Source organism: Aeromicrobium sp. JP4, assembly GCF_054957925.1.
On record NZ_CM143290.1, the window covers coordinates 3,206,341 to 3,223,625 of the forward strand.

The 17,285-nt window shown below is 66.0% G+C and carries 14 protein-coding genes; 10 read left to right on the forward strand and 4 right to left on the reverse strand.

Translation table 11 applies throughout. From position 1 onward, the window contains the following. Positions 1 to 42 precede the first annotated feature (42 nt). Positions 43 to 1,287, forward strand: a complete 1,245-nt coding sequence (locus tag ACY1JX_RS15830) for an IS256 family transposase (RefSeq protein ID WP_462564559.1) — start codon at positions 43 to 45, stop codon at positions 1,285 to 1,287. A 63-nt stretch (positions 1,288 to 1,350) separates the two neighbouring features. Next, a complete protein-coding gene (locus tag ACY1JX_RS15835) occupies positions 1,351 to 1,737 on the forward strand; it encodes a hypothetical protein (RefSeq protein ID WP_462564560.1) in 387 nt (128 codons plus the stop codon). Here ACY1JX_RS15835 and ACY1JX_RS15840 read toward each other — a convergent pair. The 3 genes from ACY1JX_RS15840 to ACY1JX_RS15850 all read right to left on the reverse strand — a co-directional run bounded on the left by ACY1JX_RS15840 (position 1,697) and on the right by ACY1JX_RS15850 (position 4,526). After that, positions 1,697 to 2,983 (reverse strand): IS256 family transposase, encoded by a 1,287-nt coding sequence (locus tag ACY1JX_RS15840; protein WP_462564561.1) that lies wholly within the window; start codon positions 2,981 to 2,983, stop codon positions 1,697 to 1,699. The genes ACY1JX_RS15835 and ACY1JX_RS15840 overlap by 41 nt on opposite strands. 102 nt (positions 2,984 to 3,085) lie before the next feature. Continuing rightward, positions 3,086 to 3,427, reverse strand: a complete 342-nt coding sequence (locus ACY1JX_RS15845) for a hypothetical protein (RefSeq protein ID WP_159083749.1) — start codon at positions 3,425 to 3,427, stop codon at positions 3,086 to 3,088. A gap of 22 nt (positions 3,428 to 3,449) precedes the next feature. Beyond that, positions 3,450 to 4,526, reverse strand: a complete 1,077-nt coding sequence (locus tag ACY1JX_RS15850; protein WP_462564562.1) for an alpha/beta fold hydrolase — start codon at positions 4,524 to 4,526, stop codon at positions 3,450 to 3,452. A gap of 277 nt (positions 4,527 to 4,803) precedes the next feature. Here ACY1JX_RS15850 and ACY1JX_RS15855 point away from each other — a divergent pair, with 277 nt between their 5' ends. The 8 genes from ACY1JX_RS15855 to ACY1JX_RS15890 all read left to right on the forward strand — a co-directional run bounded on the left by ACY1JX_RS15855 (position 4,804) and on the right by ACY1JX_RS15890 (position 14,871). Beyond that, the gene (locus ACY1JX_RS15855) at positions 4,804 to 6,423 is read left to right on the forward strand and encodes a flavin-containing monooxygenase (RefSeq protein WP_462564563.1); all 1,620 of its coding nucleotides are present in this window, start codon (positions 4,804 to 4,806) and stop codon (positions 6,421 to 6,423) included. 127 nt (positions 6,424 to 6,550) lie between these two features. After that, positions 6,551 to 8,155 (forward strand): long-chain fatty acid--CoA ligase, encoded by a 1,605-nt coding sequence (locus ACY1JX_RS15860; protein ID WP_462564564.1) that lies wholly within the window; start codon positions 6,551 to 6,553, stop codon positions 8,153 to 8,155. A 53-nt stretch (positions 8,156 to 8,208) separates the two neighbouring features. Continuing rightward, complete coding sequence (locus ACY1JX_RS15865) at positions 8,209 to 9,075, forward strand: SMP-30/gluconolactonase/LRE family protein (protein ID WP_462564565.1); 867 nt, start codon at positions 8,209 to 8,211, stop codon at positions 9,073 to 9,075. Positions 9,076 to 9,192: 117 nt separating this feature from the next. Beyond that, complete coding sequence (locus ACY1JX_RS15870; RefSeq protein ID WP_462564566.1) at positions 9,193 to 10,299, forward strand: zinc-binding dehydrogenase; 1,107 nt, start codon at positions 9,193 to 9,195, stop codon at positions 10,297 to 10,299. Positions 10,300 to 10,328: 29 nt separating this feature from the next. Further along, positions 10,329 to 11,744, forward strand: a complete 1,416-nt coding sequence (locus tag ACY1JX_RS15875; RefSeq protein WP_462564567.1) for an aldehyde dehydrogenase family protein — start codon at positions 10,329 to 10,331, stop codon at positions 11,742 to 11,744. Between the two features lie 195 nt (positions 11,745 to 11,939). After that, positions 11,940 to 12,716, forward strand: a complete 777-nt coding sequence (locus tag ACY1JX_RS15880) for an enoyl-CoA hydratase-related protein (RefSeq protein WP_462564568.1) — start codon at positions 11,940 to 11,942, stop codon at positions 12,714 to 12,716. Beyond that, positions 12,713 to 13,849 (forward strand): acyl-CoA dehydrogenase family protein, encoded by a 1,137-nt coding sequence (locus ACY1JX_RS15885; protein WP_462564569.1) that lies wholly within the window; start codon positions 12,713 to 12,715, stop codon positions 13,847 to 13,849. The genes ACY1JX_RS15880 and ACY1JX_RS15885 overlap by 4 nt, the downstream gene beginning before the upstream one ends. After that, positions 13,846 to 14,871 carry an acyl-CoA dehydrogenase family protein gene (locus ACY1JX_RS15890; RefSeq protein WP_462564570.1) on the forward strand — a complete coding sequence of 342 codons (1,026 nt, stop codon included), beginning with the start codon at positions 13,846 to 13,848 and terminating at the stop codon, positions 14,869 to 14,871. The genes ACY1JX_RS15885 and ACY1JX_RS15890 overlap by 4 nt, the downstream gene beginning before the upstream one ends. 157 nt (positions 14,872 to 15,028) lie before the next feature. Here ACY1JX_RS15890 and ACY1JX_RS15895 read toward each other — a convergent pair whose 3' ends face one another. After that, on the reverse strand, positions 15,029 to 16,846 hold the full coding sequence (locus ACY1JX_RS15895; RefSeq protein ID WP_462564571.1) for a sigma-54-dependent Fis family transcriptional regulator: 1,818 nt from the start codon (positions 16,844 to 16,846) through the stop codon (positions 15,029 to 15,031). Between the last annotated feature and the right edge of the window lie 439 nt (positions 16,847 to 17,285).

Consider the following 17,285-nt stretch of genomic DNA (forward strand, 5'->3'; position numbering starts at 1 on the left):
TTCGAGGAATCTCCTACAACCCACTCGAAGAGAGGCACAGCGATGACCGCTGGACCCAGTATCGACCCCGCCGAGTTCCTGCACGAGCACCTGGCCCAGGCCAGCCCCGACCTGCTGCGTGAGCTGATGCAGGGCTTCGTCAACACGCTGCTGTCCGCGGACGCGGACAGTGTCTGCGGTGCGGCCTACGGCACCCGTGACCCCGAGCGGTCGAACCGCCGCAACGGCTACCGGCACCGCGACCTCGACACCCGCATCGGAACCCTCGACGTCGCGATCCCCAAGCTCCGGGAGGGCTCCTACTTCCCCGAGTGGCTCCTCGAGCGACGCCGCCGCGCCGAAGCCGCACTCACCAGCGTGGTCGCAACCTGCTACCTGCTCGGTGTCTCGACCAGGCGGATGGACCGGCTGGTGCAGTCACTCGGGATCACCGGACTATCGAAGTCCCAGGTCAGTGTGATGGCGCGGGATCTCGACGAGCTGGTCCGCGACTTCCGCGAACGCCCCCTCGACGCCGGCCCGTACACGTTCGTGGCCGCCGACGCGCTCACGATGAAGGTCCGCGAAGGCGGGCGGGTCATCAAGATCGCGGTCATGGTCGCCACCGGCGTCAACGCCGACGGGTTCCGCGAGATCCTCGGCGTGGCCACCTCGACCGCGGAGTCCGGTGCCGGCTGGAACACCTTCTTCAAGGACCTCGTCGCCCGTGGCCTGTCCGGGGTCGCGCTGGTGACCAGCGACGCGCACGCCGGGCTCGTCGACGCGATCGGCGCCGCCCTGCCCGGGGCGTCGTGGCAACGGTGTCGCACCCACTACACCGCGAACCTGATGTCGATCTGTCCCAAGCACGCCTGGGGCGGGGTCAAGGCGATGCTGCACAGCGTGTTCGACCAGATCGACGCAGATGCTGTGCAGCATCAGTACGACAAGCTCCTCGACCAGATCGAGACCTCCCTGCCCGAGGTCCACGCCCACCTCGACCAGCACCGCGACGACGTCCTCGCGTTCACTGGGTTCCCCAAGGCGGTGTGGCGTCAGATCTGGTCCAACAACCCCAACGAACGGCTCAACCGCGAGATCCGCCGGCGCACCGATGTCGTCGGGATCTTCCCCGACCGGACCTCCATCATCCGCCTCGTCGGTGCCGTCCTGGCCGAGCAGAACGACGAATGGGCCGACGGACGCCGCTACCTCGGACTCGACGTCCTCGCCAAGAGCCGCCTCACCCTCATCACCAGCAACGACCCCGAGGAGGACACCATCACCGCCGGCGCGATCAGCGCCTGACCACCATCAACGACGAATCACCGTCGTACACCACTCAATGGGACTTGACCCACAGCGGTAGCGGTGCCGACCATCGAGCAGGAGTCGGCACGGGATCTGGTCCGTGCGCGTGAGGACGCGCGTGGTGACCTGATGAGGGCCCGGCACAGGCTGTCGAAGCTGCTGCTGCGGCAAGGGTTCGTGTACTCCGGCGGGCAGGCCTGGACCGGCATCCACGACCAGTGGTTGCGTCAGACCGGGCGCGAGCTCGGGTCCGCGGCAACCAGGATGACCTTCGAGTCCGACTACGACGCCGTGTTGTCGGTCAAGGCCCGACGAGACCGGCTCGACGACGCGATCGCCCAGATGGCCGCTGACTGCGAGTTCACTTCAGGGACTGTTTCAGTAACGGTGTTTCCGGCGGTTTCCATTAGTAGGTCTCTGCTGCCGGCCAGCGGTCGGCGAAGGTGATCGCGAACGCGTTGAGCGCTGGCTTCCACCTCATGGTCCATCGTGCCCGCCCTTGGCCGGTCGGGTCGAGGGATCTGGTGACCAGGTAGAGACACTTCAGCGCGGCCTGCTCGGTCGGGAAGTGGCCTCTGGCCTTGACCGCCCTGCGGTAGCGGGCGTTGAGCGACTCGATCGCGTTCGTTGAGCACAGCACGGTGCGGATCTCGACGTCGTAGTCCAGGAACGGGATGAACTCCTCCCACGCGTTGTTCCACAACCGGATGATCGCCGCGTACTTGGTGCCCCACTTCTCAGTGAGCTCGTCCAGCGCAGCCCTCGCGGCAGCGGCGTTGACCGCGGTGTAGATCGGCTTCACGTCGTGCTTTAACGCGTCCCAGTCGCGCCGCGACGCCAGCCGGAAGGTGTTGCGGATCAGATGGATGATGCAGGTCTGGACTGTCGTCAACGGCCACACGTTCCCAACGACCTCCGGGAGTCCCTTCAGCCCGTCACAGACGACGAAGAAGGTGTCCCTCACGCCGCGGTTGCGCAGATCGGTGAGCACGCTCATCCAGAACTTCGCGCCCTCACCACCGGTGCCGGCCCACAGGCCCAGGACATCCTTCTCTCCGGCCAGGGTGACCCCGATCGCCGCGTAGACAGGGCGGTTAGCGACCTGGCCGTCGCGGACCTTGACCATGATCGCGTCGATGAAGATCGCCGCGTAGACCTCGTTCAGGGGACGGGTGGTCCAGGTCTGCATCTCCTCGAGGACCTTGTCGGTGATCCGACTGATCGTCTCCTTGGACACCGAAGCGCCGTAGATCTGGCCGAAGTGCGCCGAGATCTCTCCGGTCGTCAGGCCGCGGGCGTAGAGCGACAGCACGATCTCGTCGACCTCGGTGAGCCGGCGTTGTCGCTTCTTGACGATCACCGGCTCGAAGGTCCCGTCGCGGTCGCGTGGGACCTCGAGCTCGACCTCGCCCGTGGCGTGGGTCAGCACCGTCTTGGGTCGGGTCCCGTTGCGGACGTTGCCCGACTCGCGGTCCGCAGCGGCACGGTTCTTCTGGTGCCCCAGATGCTCGGTCATCTCCTCATTGAGCGCTGTCTCCAGGACGCTCTTCGTGAACTGCTTGAGCAGACCCTCGGGTCCGGTCAGGGACAGCCCCTTCTCCTTCGCGAACGCCACCAGTTCCTTGGCCGCCAGCTCCTCCGCAGAGGGCTGGGCCTTCTTCTTCGCGGGCACATCGCCCAGTGTCGTGGTCATCACGGCACCTTCCCCGCTGACACTCGCCAGCGCGTCAGGCCGGAAACACCGTTAAATCCACAGTCCCGCGGGCGTTGCTCGGGCCTGGCGAGGCCGTCGTGCTCATGGCTGGCTTTGTCCTTGCTCGTGCGGGTTCGGGGTCAGCTGGTTGTCGAGGTCGGCGTTGAAGGCGGCCAGCAGGACGCGAATTTCGCCGGATCCGCCCGGCGACCAGGACTGCAGCACCTCGCGGACGACGCCGCGTCGGTCCGCCCTAGTGGTGGCCAATTCGCGCTGGCCGTGCCAGGTGAGCCGCAGTCGGCATGCGTGTCGATCCTGGGCGTCGGGCGTAGTCAGAGCTGTCGACAGATGCAGAGGTGCCAAAGGAGTCCACGGGGTCACGTTGCTCGCGCTGTGTTGCGTCAGGTGTCCGGGCCACCCCTCAAGTTCGACCGCCGGGGTCATGAGGTCAGGAGGGCGCAGGGACTCAGATAGGGGTCGCCAAGAGCTCGGCGAGGTTCCGGTCGACCTGTTCGACGTACGCCGGCTCGAAGCCGAACAGTCCGAGATGGCCGGCGATCGACGGCAGCACACGCAGTTCGCTCCCTGGCGTGAGCTGTTGGTCGGCTGCGCAGTCGGCGACCGGGAAGAACATGTCGTGGTCGATCGGCATCACGAGGGTCTTGGCGGTGATTCTGCCCAGGGCTTCTGCGAGGTCACCGCCAGTGTTTCGCGCGACGTCGCCCCGCTGCCACTTCCAGCCCATGGCGAGCAGCGCGTTGGGGTCCATCAGCTGGAACAGCGCGCGGATGAAACCGTCTTGGAATGTCGTGAAGTCATCGGTGGTCTCGCCGTTGAGCATCGGGATGTCTTTCCAGAATCCTGACTTCCAGAATTCCGTCGAGAGCCCCATGACAGCCCAGATGTCGGCGTGACGACCCAGGCCAGCCTGCACTTGGAGGTGGGTGGCGTAGTCGCCGCCGGCGAAACCGGGGTCGCTGGTAATCGCGTCGAGCAGCGTTTGGGTGAACAGGAAGTCGTGGGGGGTGTTCTGTGCGGTGCCGGCAATGGGGGCTGCCCGGAGCACTTGGTTGGGAAAGCGCACGGCCCATTCCCACGTCTGCTGGGCGCCCATCGAACCGCCGACGACCAGCGCCAACTTCTCGATGTCGAACACCTTCCGCAGTAGTTGCTCCTGGGCACGCACGTCGTCACTGATACGCACCTTCGGGAACCTCGACATGGTGATCGACGGGTCGTCAGTGTTGTGCGGCGAAGTCGATAGGCCGTTGCCGATCTGGTTCACCACGATGATGAAGTACTTCTCGGGGTCGAGTGCGCGCCCTTCCCCGATGTAGATCTGGTCCCAGGTCTGGTGGGTGCCCGAGAACCACGTCGGGATGAGGATCGCGTTGCTCTTGTCGGCGTTCAGCGTGCCGCGTGTGGCGACCGCGAGTCGCAACTCCGGGATCACCCCGCCTTCTTCCAAGTCGAAGCGACCGATGGAGTGCATCTTGTACGGCCCTTGCGCCTCCGGTGAGTAGAACGGGTTCGCAATCGACATGATCGTCCTCCTTCAGGGCTTGGTGACGTTCGTGACCCAGCCTGCACCGGTTCACCTTCGCCGAACGTGTCTCGCTATGAGACGCCTGGCGAGGACCCCGGCCACCCGGACTCGAGTTTGAAGGAGAGATGGAACAGAGGTGCCCAGCAAGAACTACCGAACTCTCCGCCCTTCGTGGACAGGTCGAGGCGGTGTCTCCCAATGAGACAACCCGATCGCGATCAACGCCGCAATCATCTTGTGCCACAGCCGAAAACGGCAAGGAGAGGAAACGCCCGTGAGCACCGAAGAACGTGACGTCTTGATCGTAGGCGCTGGATTCGCCGGCCTGTACCAGCTCAACGAGCTGCGCAAGCGGGGGTACAACGTGCACGCCGTGGAGTCTGCCGCAGGACTGGGCGGCGTCTGGTATTGGAACTGCTACCCCGGCGCCCGCGTGGACACCTGGGGCCCTATGTACCAGTTCTCGGACCCGGAGCTGTGGCGTGACTGGAACTTCTCGGAGCTGTACCCCGACTGGTCAGAGGTCCGCGCCTACTTCCAGCACGTTGACAACAAGTTGAACTTGTCGAAGGACATCAGCTACAACACCCGGATCACCGAGGCCCGCTTCGACGAGGACTCGCGGCGCTGGATGGTGACCGCCGAGGGTTCCGAGACCGACGAGATCCGCGAGATCTCCACGCGCTACCTGCTGATGTGCACGGGCTTCGGCTCGAAGCCTTACGTCCCCGAGATCCCCGGCCTGGAGTCCTTCGCAGGCATCGCGCACCACACCGCGCGCTGGCCGCAGGAAGGAGTGGACCTCACCGGCAAGCGCATTGCCGTGATCGGCACCGGTGCCTCCGGGGTGCAGGTGGCGCAGGAGTCCGCGCCTGTGGCCGCCCATGTCACGGTCTTCCAGCGCACCCCGATGATCGCCCTACCGATGTGTCAGCGCCAGATCTCCGAGGAGGAGAACGCCAAGGAGAAGGCGACCTACGCCGATCGGATGGCGAAGCGCAACACCACCTTCGCCGGGTTCGATTTCGACTTCCTCGACAAGGGCGTGCCCGACGTGACTACCGAGGAGCGGGACGCCGAGTTCGAGCGGATGTGGGAGATCGGCGGCTTCGTGCCGTGGCTGGGGAACTTCAACGACATCTTCTTCAACGAAGACAGCAACCGCGCCTTCTACGACTTCTGGCGGGACAAGACCCGCCAGCGCATCAACAACAAGGAAATGTGGGAGGACCTGGCCCCGACTGATCCGCCGCACCCGTTCGGGGTGAAGCGACCCTCGCTGGAGCAGCGCTACTACGAGATCTACAACCAGGACAACGTCGACTTGGTCAACCTTCGCAAGAACCCGATCGACCACGTCACCGCCAAGGGCATCGTGACCTCCGACGGGGTGGAGCACGAGTTCGACATCATTGCCCTGGCCACCGGTTTCGACGCCGTCACTGGCGGCATCACCGCTGTCGACATCCGTAATGGCCAGGGAGAGTCGGTCGCAGATTCGTGGGCCGACGGTGCTCACACGGCACTAGGAGCCGCCACTGCGGGATTCCCCAATCTGCTGTTCGTCTACGGCCCCCAGAGCCCGTCCGGCTTCTGCAATGGTCCGACTGCGGCCGAGGCGCAGGGCGACTGGATCGTCGGATTCGTCGACCACCTCCTCAGGAACGACGTGACCCGCATCGAGCCGACGGGCGAGGCCGAGCAGACATGGCAGCAGAAGATCGACGCAGTCTGCGAGGTAGCGCTGTTCGATCGGGCCGCCTCGTGGTATATGGCCGCGAACATCCCCGGCAAGAAGGTGCAGATGCTGATGTGGCCGGCCGGCCTGCCCGCCTACCTCGACGAGGTCAACACCTCCGCAGCCAACGGATACCCGGAGTTCGTCAAGGCCTGATCCGCGCGCGGGTGAAGCCGCCGTCACCGGCGGCTTCACCCCGCATCTCCGGGCCCCATCAAGGGATCTTGGCCTCGCCACGGACCGACCACCGGAACTGCCGACCATCCACACAAGGAGCCGCACCGTGCAGAGCCTGATGATGGATACGCCGCTACAGATCAAAACGATCCTGTGGCGCGCTGAACACCTCTACGGGCACAAGGAGGTCATCGCCCGCACCGACAACGGCTTCGACACGTTCACCCTCGCCGAGTTCGGCCGCAGGGCCCGCAGGTTGTCGAACGTGCTGACCGACCTCGGCGTCAGGCGCGGCGACCGGGTGGGGACGCTGGCTTGGAACACCGCTGAGCACCTGGTGTCCTACTACGCCGTGCCCTGTATGGGCGCCGTTCTGCACACCATCAACACCCGACTGTCAGATGAGCAGATCGCCTACATCATCGCGCATGCGGAGGACACCGTCCTGCTCGTGAGCAAGGACCAGTTTCCGCTGCTCGAGCGGCTCCGGGACCGGCTGGCAGACGTCCGGGCCATCGTTCAGCTCAATGGTCCAGTCCCAGCAGAGAGCACCCTTCCGGTGCCGGTTCACTCCTACGCCGACCTGATGGCCGCAGCTCCTGACGAGTACGAGTATCCCGACCTCGAGGAGAACACTGCGGCCTCGATGTGCTACACCTCCGGCACCACGGGCGATCCGAAGGGTGTGGTGTATAGCCACCGCAGCACTGTGCTTCATGCACTGGGGCTCTGCACTACCGGCACGATCGGTGTGAGCGAGGCCGAGCGGTACATGCTCGTCACCCCGCTCTCGCATGTGAACTCATGGGGCATGCCGTTCGCCTGTGTCCTGCAGGGGGCCACCATCGTGCTGCCCGGCGATCATCCCGTGGACACTGACTATCTCGCCATCATCGACCACGCGAAGCCGACCGTCTTGGTCGGCGCGGTGACCGTCGGCATGCTGATCCGCCGCGCTCTAGAGCAGTCCCCTGGGCAGTACGACATCTCGTCGTTGCACACGTTGTGGCTCGGCGGTCAGGCGCCACCGATCGACGAGATGAAGTGGTGGAAGCAGCACCACGACATTCACGTAACGCAAGCCTGGGGGATGACCGAGGCCTCACCGGTCCTCACCTTCTGCGGCCTGACCACCGCAAACCAGCACCTGGATGAGGACGCCCGCTTTGAGATCTTCAGCCAGCAAGGGCAACCGCTGCCCATGGTGGAGGTGAAGCTCGTCGACGATGAAGAGAAGGAGGCCCCCTGGGACGGGAACACGCCCGGCGAGGTTCTCGTTCGGGCGCCGTGGGTGATCCGGGAGTACTACAACGACGTCCGCTCGGCCGGAAGCTTCTCCGACGGGTGGTTCCGCACCGGTGACATCGCCACGATGACACCCGACGGCTATCTCACCATCGTCGACCGCGCCAAGGACCTCATCAAGAGCGGCGGCGAATGGATCTCCTCGGTGGCACTGGAGAACGCGCTGATCGGCCACCCGAAGATCGTCGAGGCCTCGGTGATCAGCGCGCCGGACCCGAAGTGGATCGAACGACCTGTCGCGTTCATCGTCGTGGCCGAGGAGGTCTCCGACGATGAACTCAAGGCCCATCTGAAGGAGCGATTCCCATCGTTCTGGGTCCCAGACCGGTTCGAAGTCATCGACGAACTGCCCAAGACGAGCGTCGGGAAGTTCGACAAGAAGCGGCTCCGCAGCGAGTTCCTGTGAACCGCAGCCCCACCCCGAGCACCGACCAGACATTCGGAATCAAGGAGAACGACATGTCCACCGACCACAAGTTCAACGAGCTGAGCAGCGGCCACGGATTCCTGGAGTCACCGCGCTACCACGACGGGAGGCTCTACCTCAGCGACTTCTTCAACACCCGGGTCATCGTCATGGACCCCAAGGACGGCAGCTGGGAGAAGATCGCAGACGTGCCCACGTCGCCGTCCGGCTTGGGCTTCCTCGCTGACGGTTCGATGCTGATCGTGTCTCAGCACGACCACAAGCTGCTCCGCCGAGCGGCCGACGGCACGACCACCGTCCACGCCGACCTGGCCGCCTTCTGCGGCGGTGACGCCAACGACATGCGGGTCGTGGACGGGCACGCCTACATCGGCAACTTCGGCTTCGACCTGGCCGGCGGCGCAGAGCCGCGCCCCACCAATCTGATCCACGTCAACCCCAACGGCGAAGTCTCGACCGTGCCCGGCGACGTGCTCTTCCCCAACGGCGCAGAACTGCACTCCGACGGCAAGACCTTCTTGCTCTCGGAGACCTTCGCGCACAAGATCTCCGCCTACGATCGACAGCCCGACGGCACCCTGATCAACTACCGGACCTGGGCGGAACTTCCCGAAACCCACAGCCCGGACGGCATGACCGTCGACTCCAACGGCGGCGTGTGGTACGGCAACGCGTTGACCGAAGGCCCGGAGAGCGGCTTCTACCGGGTCGAGGAGGGCGGGAAGATCACCGACCAGATCCTCGTCCCCGACGGCTGGGCTGTCGCCGCCACCTTCGGCGGACCTGACAACGACGTGCTGTACCTGATCACCAACGCCACCACCCTGCCCGACTTCGCGGAAGGCAAGTCCGCCGGATACGTCCGCACCGCGAGCGTCGGGCGACGCGGCGCCAACTGAGCCACCCGCCGCCCATTCATATGACTGCTGTCCGGTCGACGCAGCCCAAGAGGGTTCGGCCGTGCGGCCATCTCCACCAAGACTCCCGACCATCCCGACCATCCCGAGAGGACCCCCATGTTCACCGGCCGCATCGCCCGGTTCGACGCACCCAACCAGCCCTTCACCCTCACCGACGCCACCCTCGATGAGGTGCGCCCGGGGGAGATCCTCATCAAGGTAATCCGCACCAACATCTGCGGCTCTGACCTGCACGCCTGGCACGGCGCGTTCAACACCAAGGGACTCGGCGGTCAGCTGCCCACCGTGCTCGGCCACGAGATGGTCGGCAAGATCGCCGCGCTCGGGGACGGGGTCTCCGCGGACTCCGACGGCCGCCCGCTGCAGGAGGGGACGAGGGTGGTCTTCCCCTACTTCTTCTCCTGCCACCGGTGCCACTACTGCCTACGCGGCCAGCGCACCGCTTGCGAACACCTCTCGATGGCCATGCTGGGCAACGCCGAACAGCCCCCCCACTTCGTCGGCGGCTACGGCGACTACTTCCTGCTGCCAGCCGGCGCCACGCTCTACCAGGTCCCCGACTCAGTCCCCGACGAGCTGGCGTCCGGTGCAAACTGCGCGTTGTCCCAGGTCATGTACGGTCTGGAACGCGCAAACCAGACCTTCGGCGAGACCGTGGTGGTGCAGGGCGCCGGAGCACTCGGTCTGTACGCGGTCGCGGTCGCCAAGGCGCGCGGGGCGCGTACCGTGATCGCGATCGACGGTGTCGCCGAGCGACTGGAACTCGCCGCCTCCTTCGGCGCTGACCACGTCATCGATCTCACCGACGTCACCGAGGCCAAGGACCGGGCCAAGTGCGTGAGGAGCTGGACCTCCGGTCGGGGCGCGGACGTCGTCGTCGAAGTGGTCGGCGTCCCTGCTGCCATCGACGAGGGGCTGAAGATGCTCGCCATGCACGGCCGCTACGTGGAGATCGGCAACATCAACATAGGTCGGACGTTCGACTTCGACCCATCGCGTTTCGTCTTCGGCAACAAGACGATGATCGGGGTGTCGCTCTACGAGCCCGACGTGCTCTCACGCGCCCTGGCCTTCCTCGAGGAATGGCAGCACAAGATCCCGCTCTCCCGGCTCGGGGCGGCCACCTACCCCCTCGACCAGATCAACGCTGCCTTCGCCGCCGCGGAGAGCAAACGCGACGTCCGCGCCAGCATCGTGATGTGAACCCATCCAAGGACAGAGGCGAACAGATTATGCACGAACGCAACCAGCTCTACATCGACGGCCATTGGGTCGATCCGACCGCGGCAAGTGGGGCCATCGAGGTGGTGAATCCGGCCACCGAGCAAGTGATCGGCCACGTCCCCCATGGCACCGCCGCCGATGTTGACGCCGCCGTGGCCGCCGCTCGCCGGGCTTTCGATCCCGATGTCGACCTGACCGAACGCCGGCGCCGTGTCTCGAGCGTCATCGAGGCCACCACGCGTGCCCTGCCCACGATCGCCGCGCTGATCACCGAGGAGATGGGTGCCCCGACCCGGATCGCCGATGGTGTTCAGACGAAGGTGCCGCTGTCTGTGGCCCTCGGCATCCTCGACGTCCTCGACCAGCCGGTCGCAGAAGAACGGATCGGCAACTCGCTGATCCTGCGCGAACCCTACGGCGTGGTGGGCGCGATCACCCCGTGGAACTATCCGTTGTACCAGGTGGTGGCCAAACTCGTCCCCGCGATCGCGGCCGGCTGCACCATCGTGCTCAAGCCGAGCAACGAGGCACCGTTGTCGGTGTTCGCCTTCTTCGACGCCCTCGCCGATGCCGATCTCCCACCCGGCGTTGTCAATCTGGTGTCAGGCCCAGGCCGTGTGGTCGGTGAGGCGATCGCCTCGCATCCGGAGGTCGACTTCGTCTCCTTCACCGGCTCCACCAGTGCCGGTGCTCGCGTGGCCGAACTCGCCGGCAAAGCGGTCAGCAAGGTCGCCCTCGAGCTCGGCGGCAAGTCGGCCAACATCATCCTGGACGACGCCGACCTGGCGACCGCGGTGAAGGTCGGGGTCAGCAACGCCTTCCTCAACGGTGGACAGACCTGCATGGCCTGGACCCGGATGCTCGTGCCTCAAAGCCGCTACGACGAGGCCATCGACCTCGCCGCCACAGCCGCCGCCAGGTTCACCGTGGGCGACCCCACCGACCCCTCGACGCGGATCGGACCCTCGGCCTCCGCCTCCCAGTTCGAGACCGTCCGGGGCTTCATCGACCGCGCAAGGACCGCAGGCGCCCGCGTGGTCACCGGCGGCTCGGAGCAGGTGCTGCCGGTCGGCTACTTCCTGGCCCCCACCATCCTCGCCGACGTTGACCCGAGGAGCGAGATCGCGCAGGAGGAGGTGTTCGGACCCGTCCTGGTGGTCCTTCCGTTCGAGGACGACGACGACGCCGTTCGGATCGCGAACTGCACTCCGTACGGGCTCTCGGGCGCGGTCTGGTCCGGAGACCAGAACCGGGCGATCGCGGTGGCGCGACGTGTCCGCACCGGACAGCTGGACATCAACGGCGGCGCGTACAACCCGCGAGCGCCGTTCGGGGGCTACAAGAACTCCGGTTTCGGCCGCGAGCTCGGCTCCTATGGCTATGAGGAGTACCTGCAGATCAAGTCGCTTCAACTCCCTTCCTGATCACTGCCCAACAGACACCGAGACGGACCGAGACCACCATGAGTGACAACGTGCCCGGGCATTCGATCCCGCCATGGCCGAGGTTCGCAACATGACCGAGAAGATCGATCCCGAACCGGGACCCGCGATGTTCCAACAACATCGGGCCGCTGGCTCGTTCCAGCCGATCCGGACACTTCAAGAGGGCAGCCGAACATGAAACCCACCCTGAACATCACCACCTCCGGGCACGTACAGACGTGGACCATCGACAACCAAGACATCGGCAACGCCATCACTGGTACGGACTTCATCGAAGCATTCGAGCGGGCCGTCGATGAAGCCAATCGGGACCTGAACGCCCGTGCCATCGTCCTCACCGGCGCGGGCAAGATCTTCTCCTCCGGCGGCAACGTCAAGGAGATGGCCGACCGGCAGGGCATGTTTGGACTCGACCCACGCCATCAGCGACGGGCCTACGTCAACTCGATCCAGCGCATCCCCCGGGCGCTCGAACGGCTCGAGGTCGCCATCATCGCCGCAGTCAACGGCCCCGCCATCGGCGCCGGCTGCGATCTGGCGATGATGTGCGACATCCGGATCGCCTCCGACCGTGCCGTCTTCGCCGAGAGCTTCGTCTCGATCGGGCTGATCCCCGGCGACGGCGGCACCTGGTTCCTGCCGCGCGCCATCGGCTACGAGCGCGCTGCGCTGATGACCCTCACCGGCGAACGGATCGACGCCGCCACCGCGAAGGAATGGAACCTGGTCAGCACCCTGACCCCTCACGATGAGTTGCTCCCCGCTGCAACCGGTATCGCCGAGCGCATCGCCGCGAACCCGAGCGAGTCGCTGCGCATGGCCAAACGGCTGCTCCAGGAGTCCCGCACAGGCGCACTGGAATCGGTGCTCGGCATGGCCGCCGCGATGCAACCACTCGCGCACCTGGACCCCGAGCACGAGCAACGACTGGACAGGTGGCGTAGCAAGTGAGCGGATTGACCCGGCTCGTCCCGGCCACCACCGGAGATGCCGTGGGCACCGCGGACCTGCGTCGCGAGGTCCGGCGGTTCCTGGCCGAGCAGCGCTCGGCCGGCAACTACCGGCCCAGCATCGACTGCTGGCTCTCAGCGTGGGATGAGGACTTCACACGGGCACTCGCCGCGCAGGGTTGGATCGGCATGACCGTGCCGGCAGAGTACGGCGGCCACGACCGCTCGTTCGTCGAGCGCTTCGTGGTCACCGAGGAACTGCTCGCCGGTGGAGCTCCGGTGGCGGCGCACTGGATCGCTGACCGCCAGATCGTGCCCTCACTGCTCAAGTACGGCACCACGCAGCAGAAGCAGAGGTACCTGCCCGGCATCACGCGCGGCGAGATCTTCTTCGGCATCGGCATGAGTGAGCCCGACGCCGGCTCGGATCTGGCGAGTGTCCGCTCCACCGCGACGAGGACGGACGCCGGCTGGCTAATCAACGGGTCGAAGGTCTGGACCTCCGGTGCACACCACGCCCACGCCTTCATCGCCCTGGTACGCACCTCGCCCGTCGATCCCGCGAATCGCCATGCCGGCCTCAGCCAGTTCCTCATCCACCTGGACTCACCCGGCGTGCACGTCCGGCCGATCATCTCGATGAGCGGGTCCCACCACTTCAACGAGGTCTTTCTCACCGACGTCCTCGTCCCGGACACCCAGGTCTTCGGAACCATCGGCCAGGGCTGGGAGCAGGTGACATCCGAGCTGGCCTTCGAGCGCAGCGGCCCCGAGCGGTTCTTGTCGACGTTCCCGCTGCTGACGCAGCTCACTACGATGGACGACGTTCCCGACCTTGGACGGCTGGTCGGACGCATCGCCGGGCTCCATCAGATGTCGGCGGCGGTGGCCGGGGCGCTCGAGCGTCGCGAGCCGGCGGACGTCGCGGCTGCCGTGGTCAAGGTGCTCGGCACCAGCACGGAGGGCGACATCGCCGAAGCCGCCTCGCTGCTGAGCGGCGACGAGACTGCCTATGAGGCCGGATGGCGGGAGTTGGTGAACGCCGGACTGGATCAGCGTCCCGGCTTCACCCTCCGCGGGGGCACCAACGAGGTGCTGCGCGGTGTGATCGCGCGGGGATTGGGATTGCGATGACGACCATTCCAGGCGTCGACAGCGACCTGTCGACCATGATGCACGCTGTTTTCGCGGCGCATGCGGCAACCGGCGAGGATTCCGCCGGCACACCAAACCCGGCATTCTGGCAGAGCCTGAGTGAGCTCGGACTCTCCCGGCTCACCGGTTCGGCCGAATCCGGTGGCAGTGCGGCTGGCTGGCTCGAGGCGGCCGAGCTGCTGTCCGCGGCGGCAGGAGCCGGAGTCCGGATCCCGCTCGCCGAGCACGACCTGCTCGCCGGTGCACTGCTCGAGGCGGCCTCGCTCCCGGTCGACGACCGGCTGCGCACCGTCGCACAGCTCGACTCGTCAGGTGTCGCGCGCGCGGTTCCGTGGGCGAGCACCGCCGCGAGCATCGTGACCCTGTGGCGCTCCGCCGACTCCTGGCTGGTCGCCGATGTCGACGTATCCGCATTCGACGAGATCATCCCCGGCGCCAACCTGGTGGGCGAGCCGCGTGATCGCGTAACGGTCGACACCGGGTCATTGAGGGGCACGCCGATCGACGACACCCTGGTGAAGCAGTATCGCTTGAAGGGTGCTCTTGCTCGCGCCATCCAGGTGTCCGCCGCGCTGGACCGCGCGATGATGCTCTCCTGCGAGCACGCGACCACCCGCACCCAGTTCGGCCGTCCGTTGGCACGGTTCCAGGCGGTGCAGAATCTGATCGCCGACATGGCGGCCGAAAGCGCACTGGCACGCGCCGCGACCGAGTCGGCGCTCGTGGCCGCCGTGCAGAACGGGTGGTCCAGCGATGATCTCGGTTTCCGAGTCGCGGTCGCCAGATCATGCACTGGTCACGCCACGACCACGGTGGTCCGCAATGCCCACCAGGTCCACGGCGCCATTGGTACCGCGCTCGAGCACGACCTCCACCGATTCACCCGCGCCGCGCTCGCCTGGCGCGGCGAGTTCGGGTCCGTCGGCTACTGGGATCGACGGCTCGCCGCAGCGGCCGCGGCCGCGGGCCCGGGAGGGCTCTGGCCTTTCATCGCCGGGTAACGCCGTTGCCAGGCGCGACATCGCGGCTGGCTCAAGGAGTGCAGCCCGGCCGAGCCACGCCAGTCACTGTCCTGTTGGGGCGGCCAACGGCTGTTGGCCGGGCGATGTAGCCACGGCTCCGGTCGGCACCGACGTGGCCGCGAATGGCTCTAGACCGTCAAGTCAACTCCGGGCCGTGCGGGATACCGAGTGCCCGGAGCTTGCGATACAGCGTGGCGCGGCCGATGCCGAGCACCCGGGCCGCCTCAGCCCGGTTGTTTCCGACACTGGCCAGCGCATCGATGATGAGATCCCGCTCAGATTGCTCGAAGGGGGTCAGCTGCCGACGGTGCGCGCGCTTCATCAGCCACGCCGGCAAGTCCGCGACCTCGATCTGATCGCCTTTCGCCTCGACCAGCGCCGCGGCGAGGACATCGCGCAGCTCGGTCACGTTGCCTGGCCAGGAGTAGCGCATCAGCACCTGCTGCGCAGGCAGCGCACAGGTCGTCACCCGGTCGGGTTCCAGTTCCGCCAAGAGTTGAGGGACGATGTCGACGACGTCGTCCAGTCGCTGCGCCAACGGGGGAATCCAGAGTTGATGGGCGAACCCAGCAAGTGCGCGAACCACCGTGTCCCTGGGATCCTCGGTACAGGTGACCGTCAACGTCATTTGCTCCTCGGAATGACGGACCAGGTCACCCAGCTCCGTCCGGACTGGAACGGTAAGTCTGTCGATCCGGCGGATGATGACCGACTCACCTGCGGCGAGGGCGCCTCGGCAACGGTCGATCAGCGTGCTTTGCCACGCTCCTCGCTCGAGCTCGGCATCAAAAATCCGCACACCGCCGCCACGCATGGCCGCGAGCCGTTTTGCCGCCCAGAGCTTGCCTGATCCGTCGTCGCCGGTGAACGCGACGGGTTCGGAGACCCGGGCCAGAGCCTCCATTCGGTCGAGCAACTTCCTCCACTGCGGGCTGCGCCCCGACTTGGGCTGCGAGGCCTTGACCGACGTCTCCCGTCCGGCGCGATGTGGCTCCCCATGGAGGGCAGAAGGGCGACTGGCCGGACGCCGAACGAGCGGCCGAGGAGACCCCGAAAGAGATCTGGGCGGTTGGACCACGGTCTCCGGACGAAGGCTGAGCACCACTCCGCCGCCCGGCTCCGTGCCATCGGCGTCCACGGCGATCTGGAACGAATACCGCCCAGTGGACAGCTCGACGACACCGTCGCGACGGCCACGCCGTGCGTACGTGCTGGCCACGTCCCACAGGACCGCCTTGTCGGTAGCGCTGATCTGCTCCGCAGCGACCGTGTTGGAGAGGAAAACGTTCGGCCGCATACCGACCACAGGTCCGCGATGATGGCGAGACGTCCGTACGAAGCACTCCAGCAAGGCCGCCTCGGATGCCGAGGCCTGCTGGCCGAATCTGGTCTCGATGTGCTTGCCGACCTCCACCAGCAGCGGCGTCATCAGCACATTGAACTCCTTGGACAAGCAACTGAAGTCCAAGACCCCCTCAATGTTTCCCCGGATGGGATTGTGGATCGGCACACCGACGCAGGCGAAGGGATGCAGGCCTTCGGTGAAATGCTCGGTGCCGTTGACCGTGACAACCCTCGCTTCTTCCAGCGCGGTCCCGACCCCGTTGGTGCCCGCATGCTCCTCGGCGAACCCGAATCCCGGAGCGATGCTCGCATTGTCCAGCGGCCCGTACAGCGACTTCGTTCCCACCCAGCGGTGGATGAGCCGCCCCTCCGGATCGGCGAGCAGCAGGCTGTACCGGGTGTCGGACATCGTGGCCATGAGACGCTCCAGCACCGGCTGAGCCGTCCTGATGAGCCGGCTGTCGTCATCGATGTCCTCGTCGTAGGGAAGCCGCAGCTCTGAGGCTTGAACCACACCGCATGCGGTGGACCTCAACCACGACCGCGCGATAATCGGCCGCACATCTGCGCCCGGGTCATCCGCGGCGAGTATCCCCATCGACAAGGCCATGCCTCCATTATGTGACGAGCGTCTCTTGACGCCTCCACTGTGCGCCGTCGAGGGGATTCCAGTGCGTCTCATTGTGAGACACCTGGCGACTCTTGGCGAGAGCGCAAAGGCCAACTCATCAGGGCACGCACACCAGGGTCCCGCTCGAGCCCCGTTTCCTCCACCTTGAGGGGCATGGTGCAGCTCCCGGGTACGGCCTACTTCCGGCCGGTGTGTCCCATTTCGGCACTGTAGAAGCGGTCAACCCACCTCGCTTTTCCGTTGCCCAACTCCTTTACGCGGGACTGGTGGGAGAAGTGCGGGGAACCGGTAATCGAGATGCAGGCCGCCGGAAGCTCGATGTACTTCGCCGCGACATCGACGAGCTGATGCTGGAACTCAACTTACTGCTCACCACGCGTCCAGATCCGGCGGAACGGGCGCAGGTCAAGTCCCATTG

Excerpts from the sequence above, each read along its gene's own strand:
- ACY1JX_RS15830 (WP_462564559.1), top strand. The coding sequence starts at position 43 with ATGACCGCTGGACCCAGTATCGACCCCGCCGAGTTCCTGCACGAGCAC.
- ACY1JX_RS15840 (WP_462564561.1), bottom strand. The coding sequence starts at position 2,983 with ATGACCACGACACTGGGCGATGTGCCCGCGAAGAAGAAGGCCCAGCCC.
- ACY1JX_RS15845 (WP_159083749.1), bottom strand. The coding sequence starts at position 3,427 with ATGACCCCGGCGGTCGAACTTGAGGGGTGGCCCGGACACCTGACGCAA.
- ACY1JX_RS15850 (WP_462564562.1), bottom strand. The coding sequence starts at position 4,526 with ATGTCGATTGCGAACCCGTTCTACTCACCGGAGGCGCAAGGGCCGTAC.
- ACY1JX_RS15865 (WP_462564565.1), top strand. The coding sequence starts at position 8,209 with ATGTCCACCGACCACAAGTTCAACGAGCTGAGCAGCGGCCACGGATTC.
- ACY1JX_RS15870 (WP_462564566.1), top strand. The coding sequence starts at position 9,193 with ATGTTCACCGGCCGCATCGCCCGGTTCGACGCACCCAACCAGCCCTTC.
- ACY1JX_RS15875 (WP_462564567.1), top strand. The coding sequence starts at position 10,329 with ATGCACGAACGCAACCAGCTCTACATCGACGGCCATTGGGTCGATCCG.
- ACY1JX_RS15880 (WP_462564568.1), top strand. The coding sequence starts at position 11,940 with ATGAAACCCACCCTGAACATCACCACCTCCGGGCACGTACAGACGTGG.
- ACY1JX_RS15890 (WP_462564570.1), top strand. The coding sequence starts at position 13,846 with ATGACGACCATTCCAGGCGTCGACAGCGACCTGTCGACCATGATGCAC.
- ACY1JX_RS15895 (WP_462564571.1), bottom strand. The coding sequence starts at position 16,846 with ATGGCCTTGTCGATGGGGATACTCGCCGCGGATGACCCGGGCGCAGAT.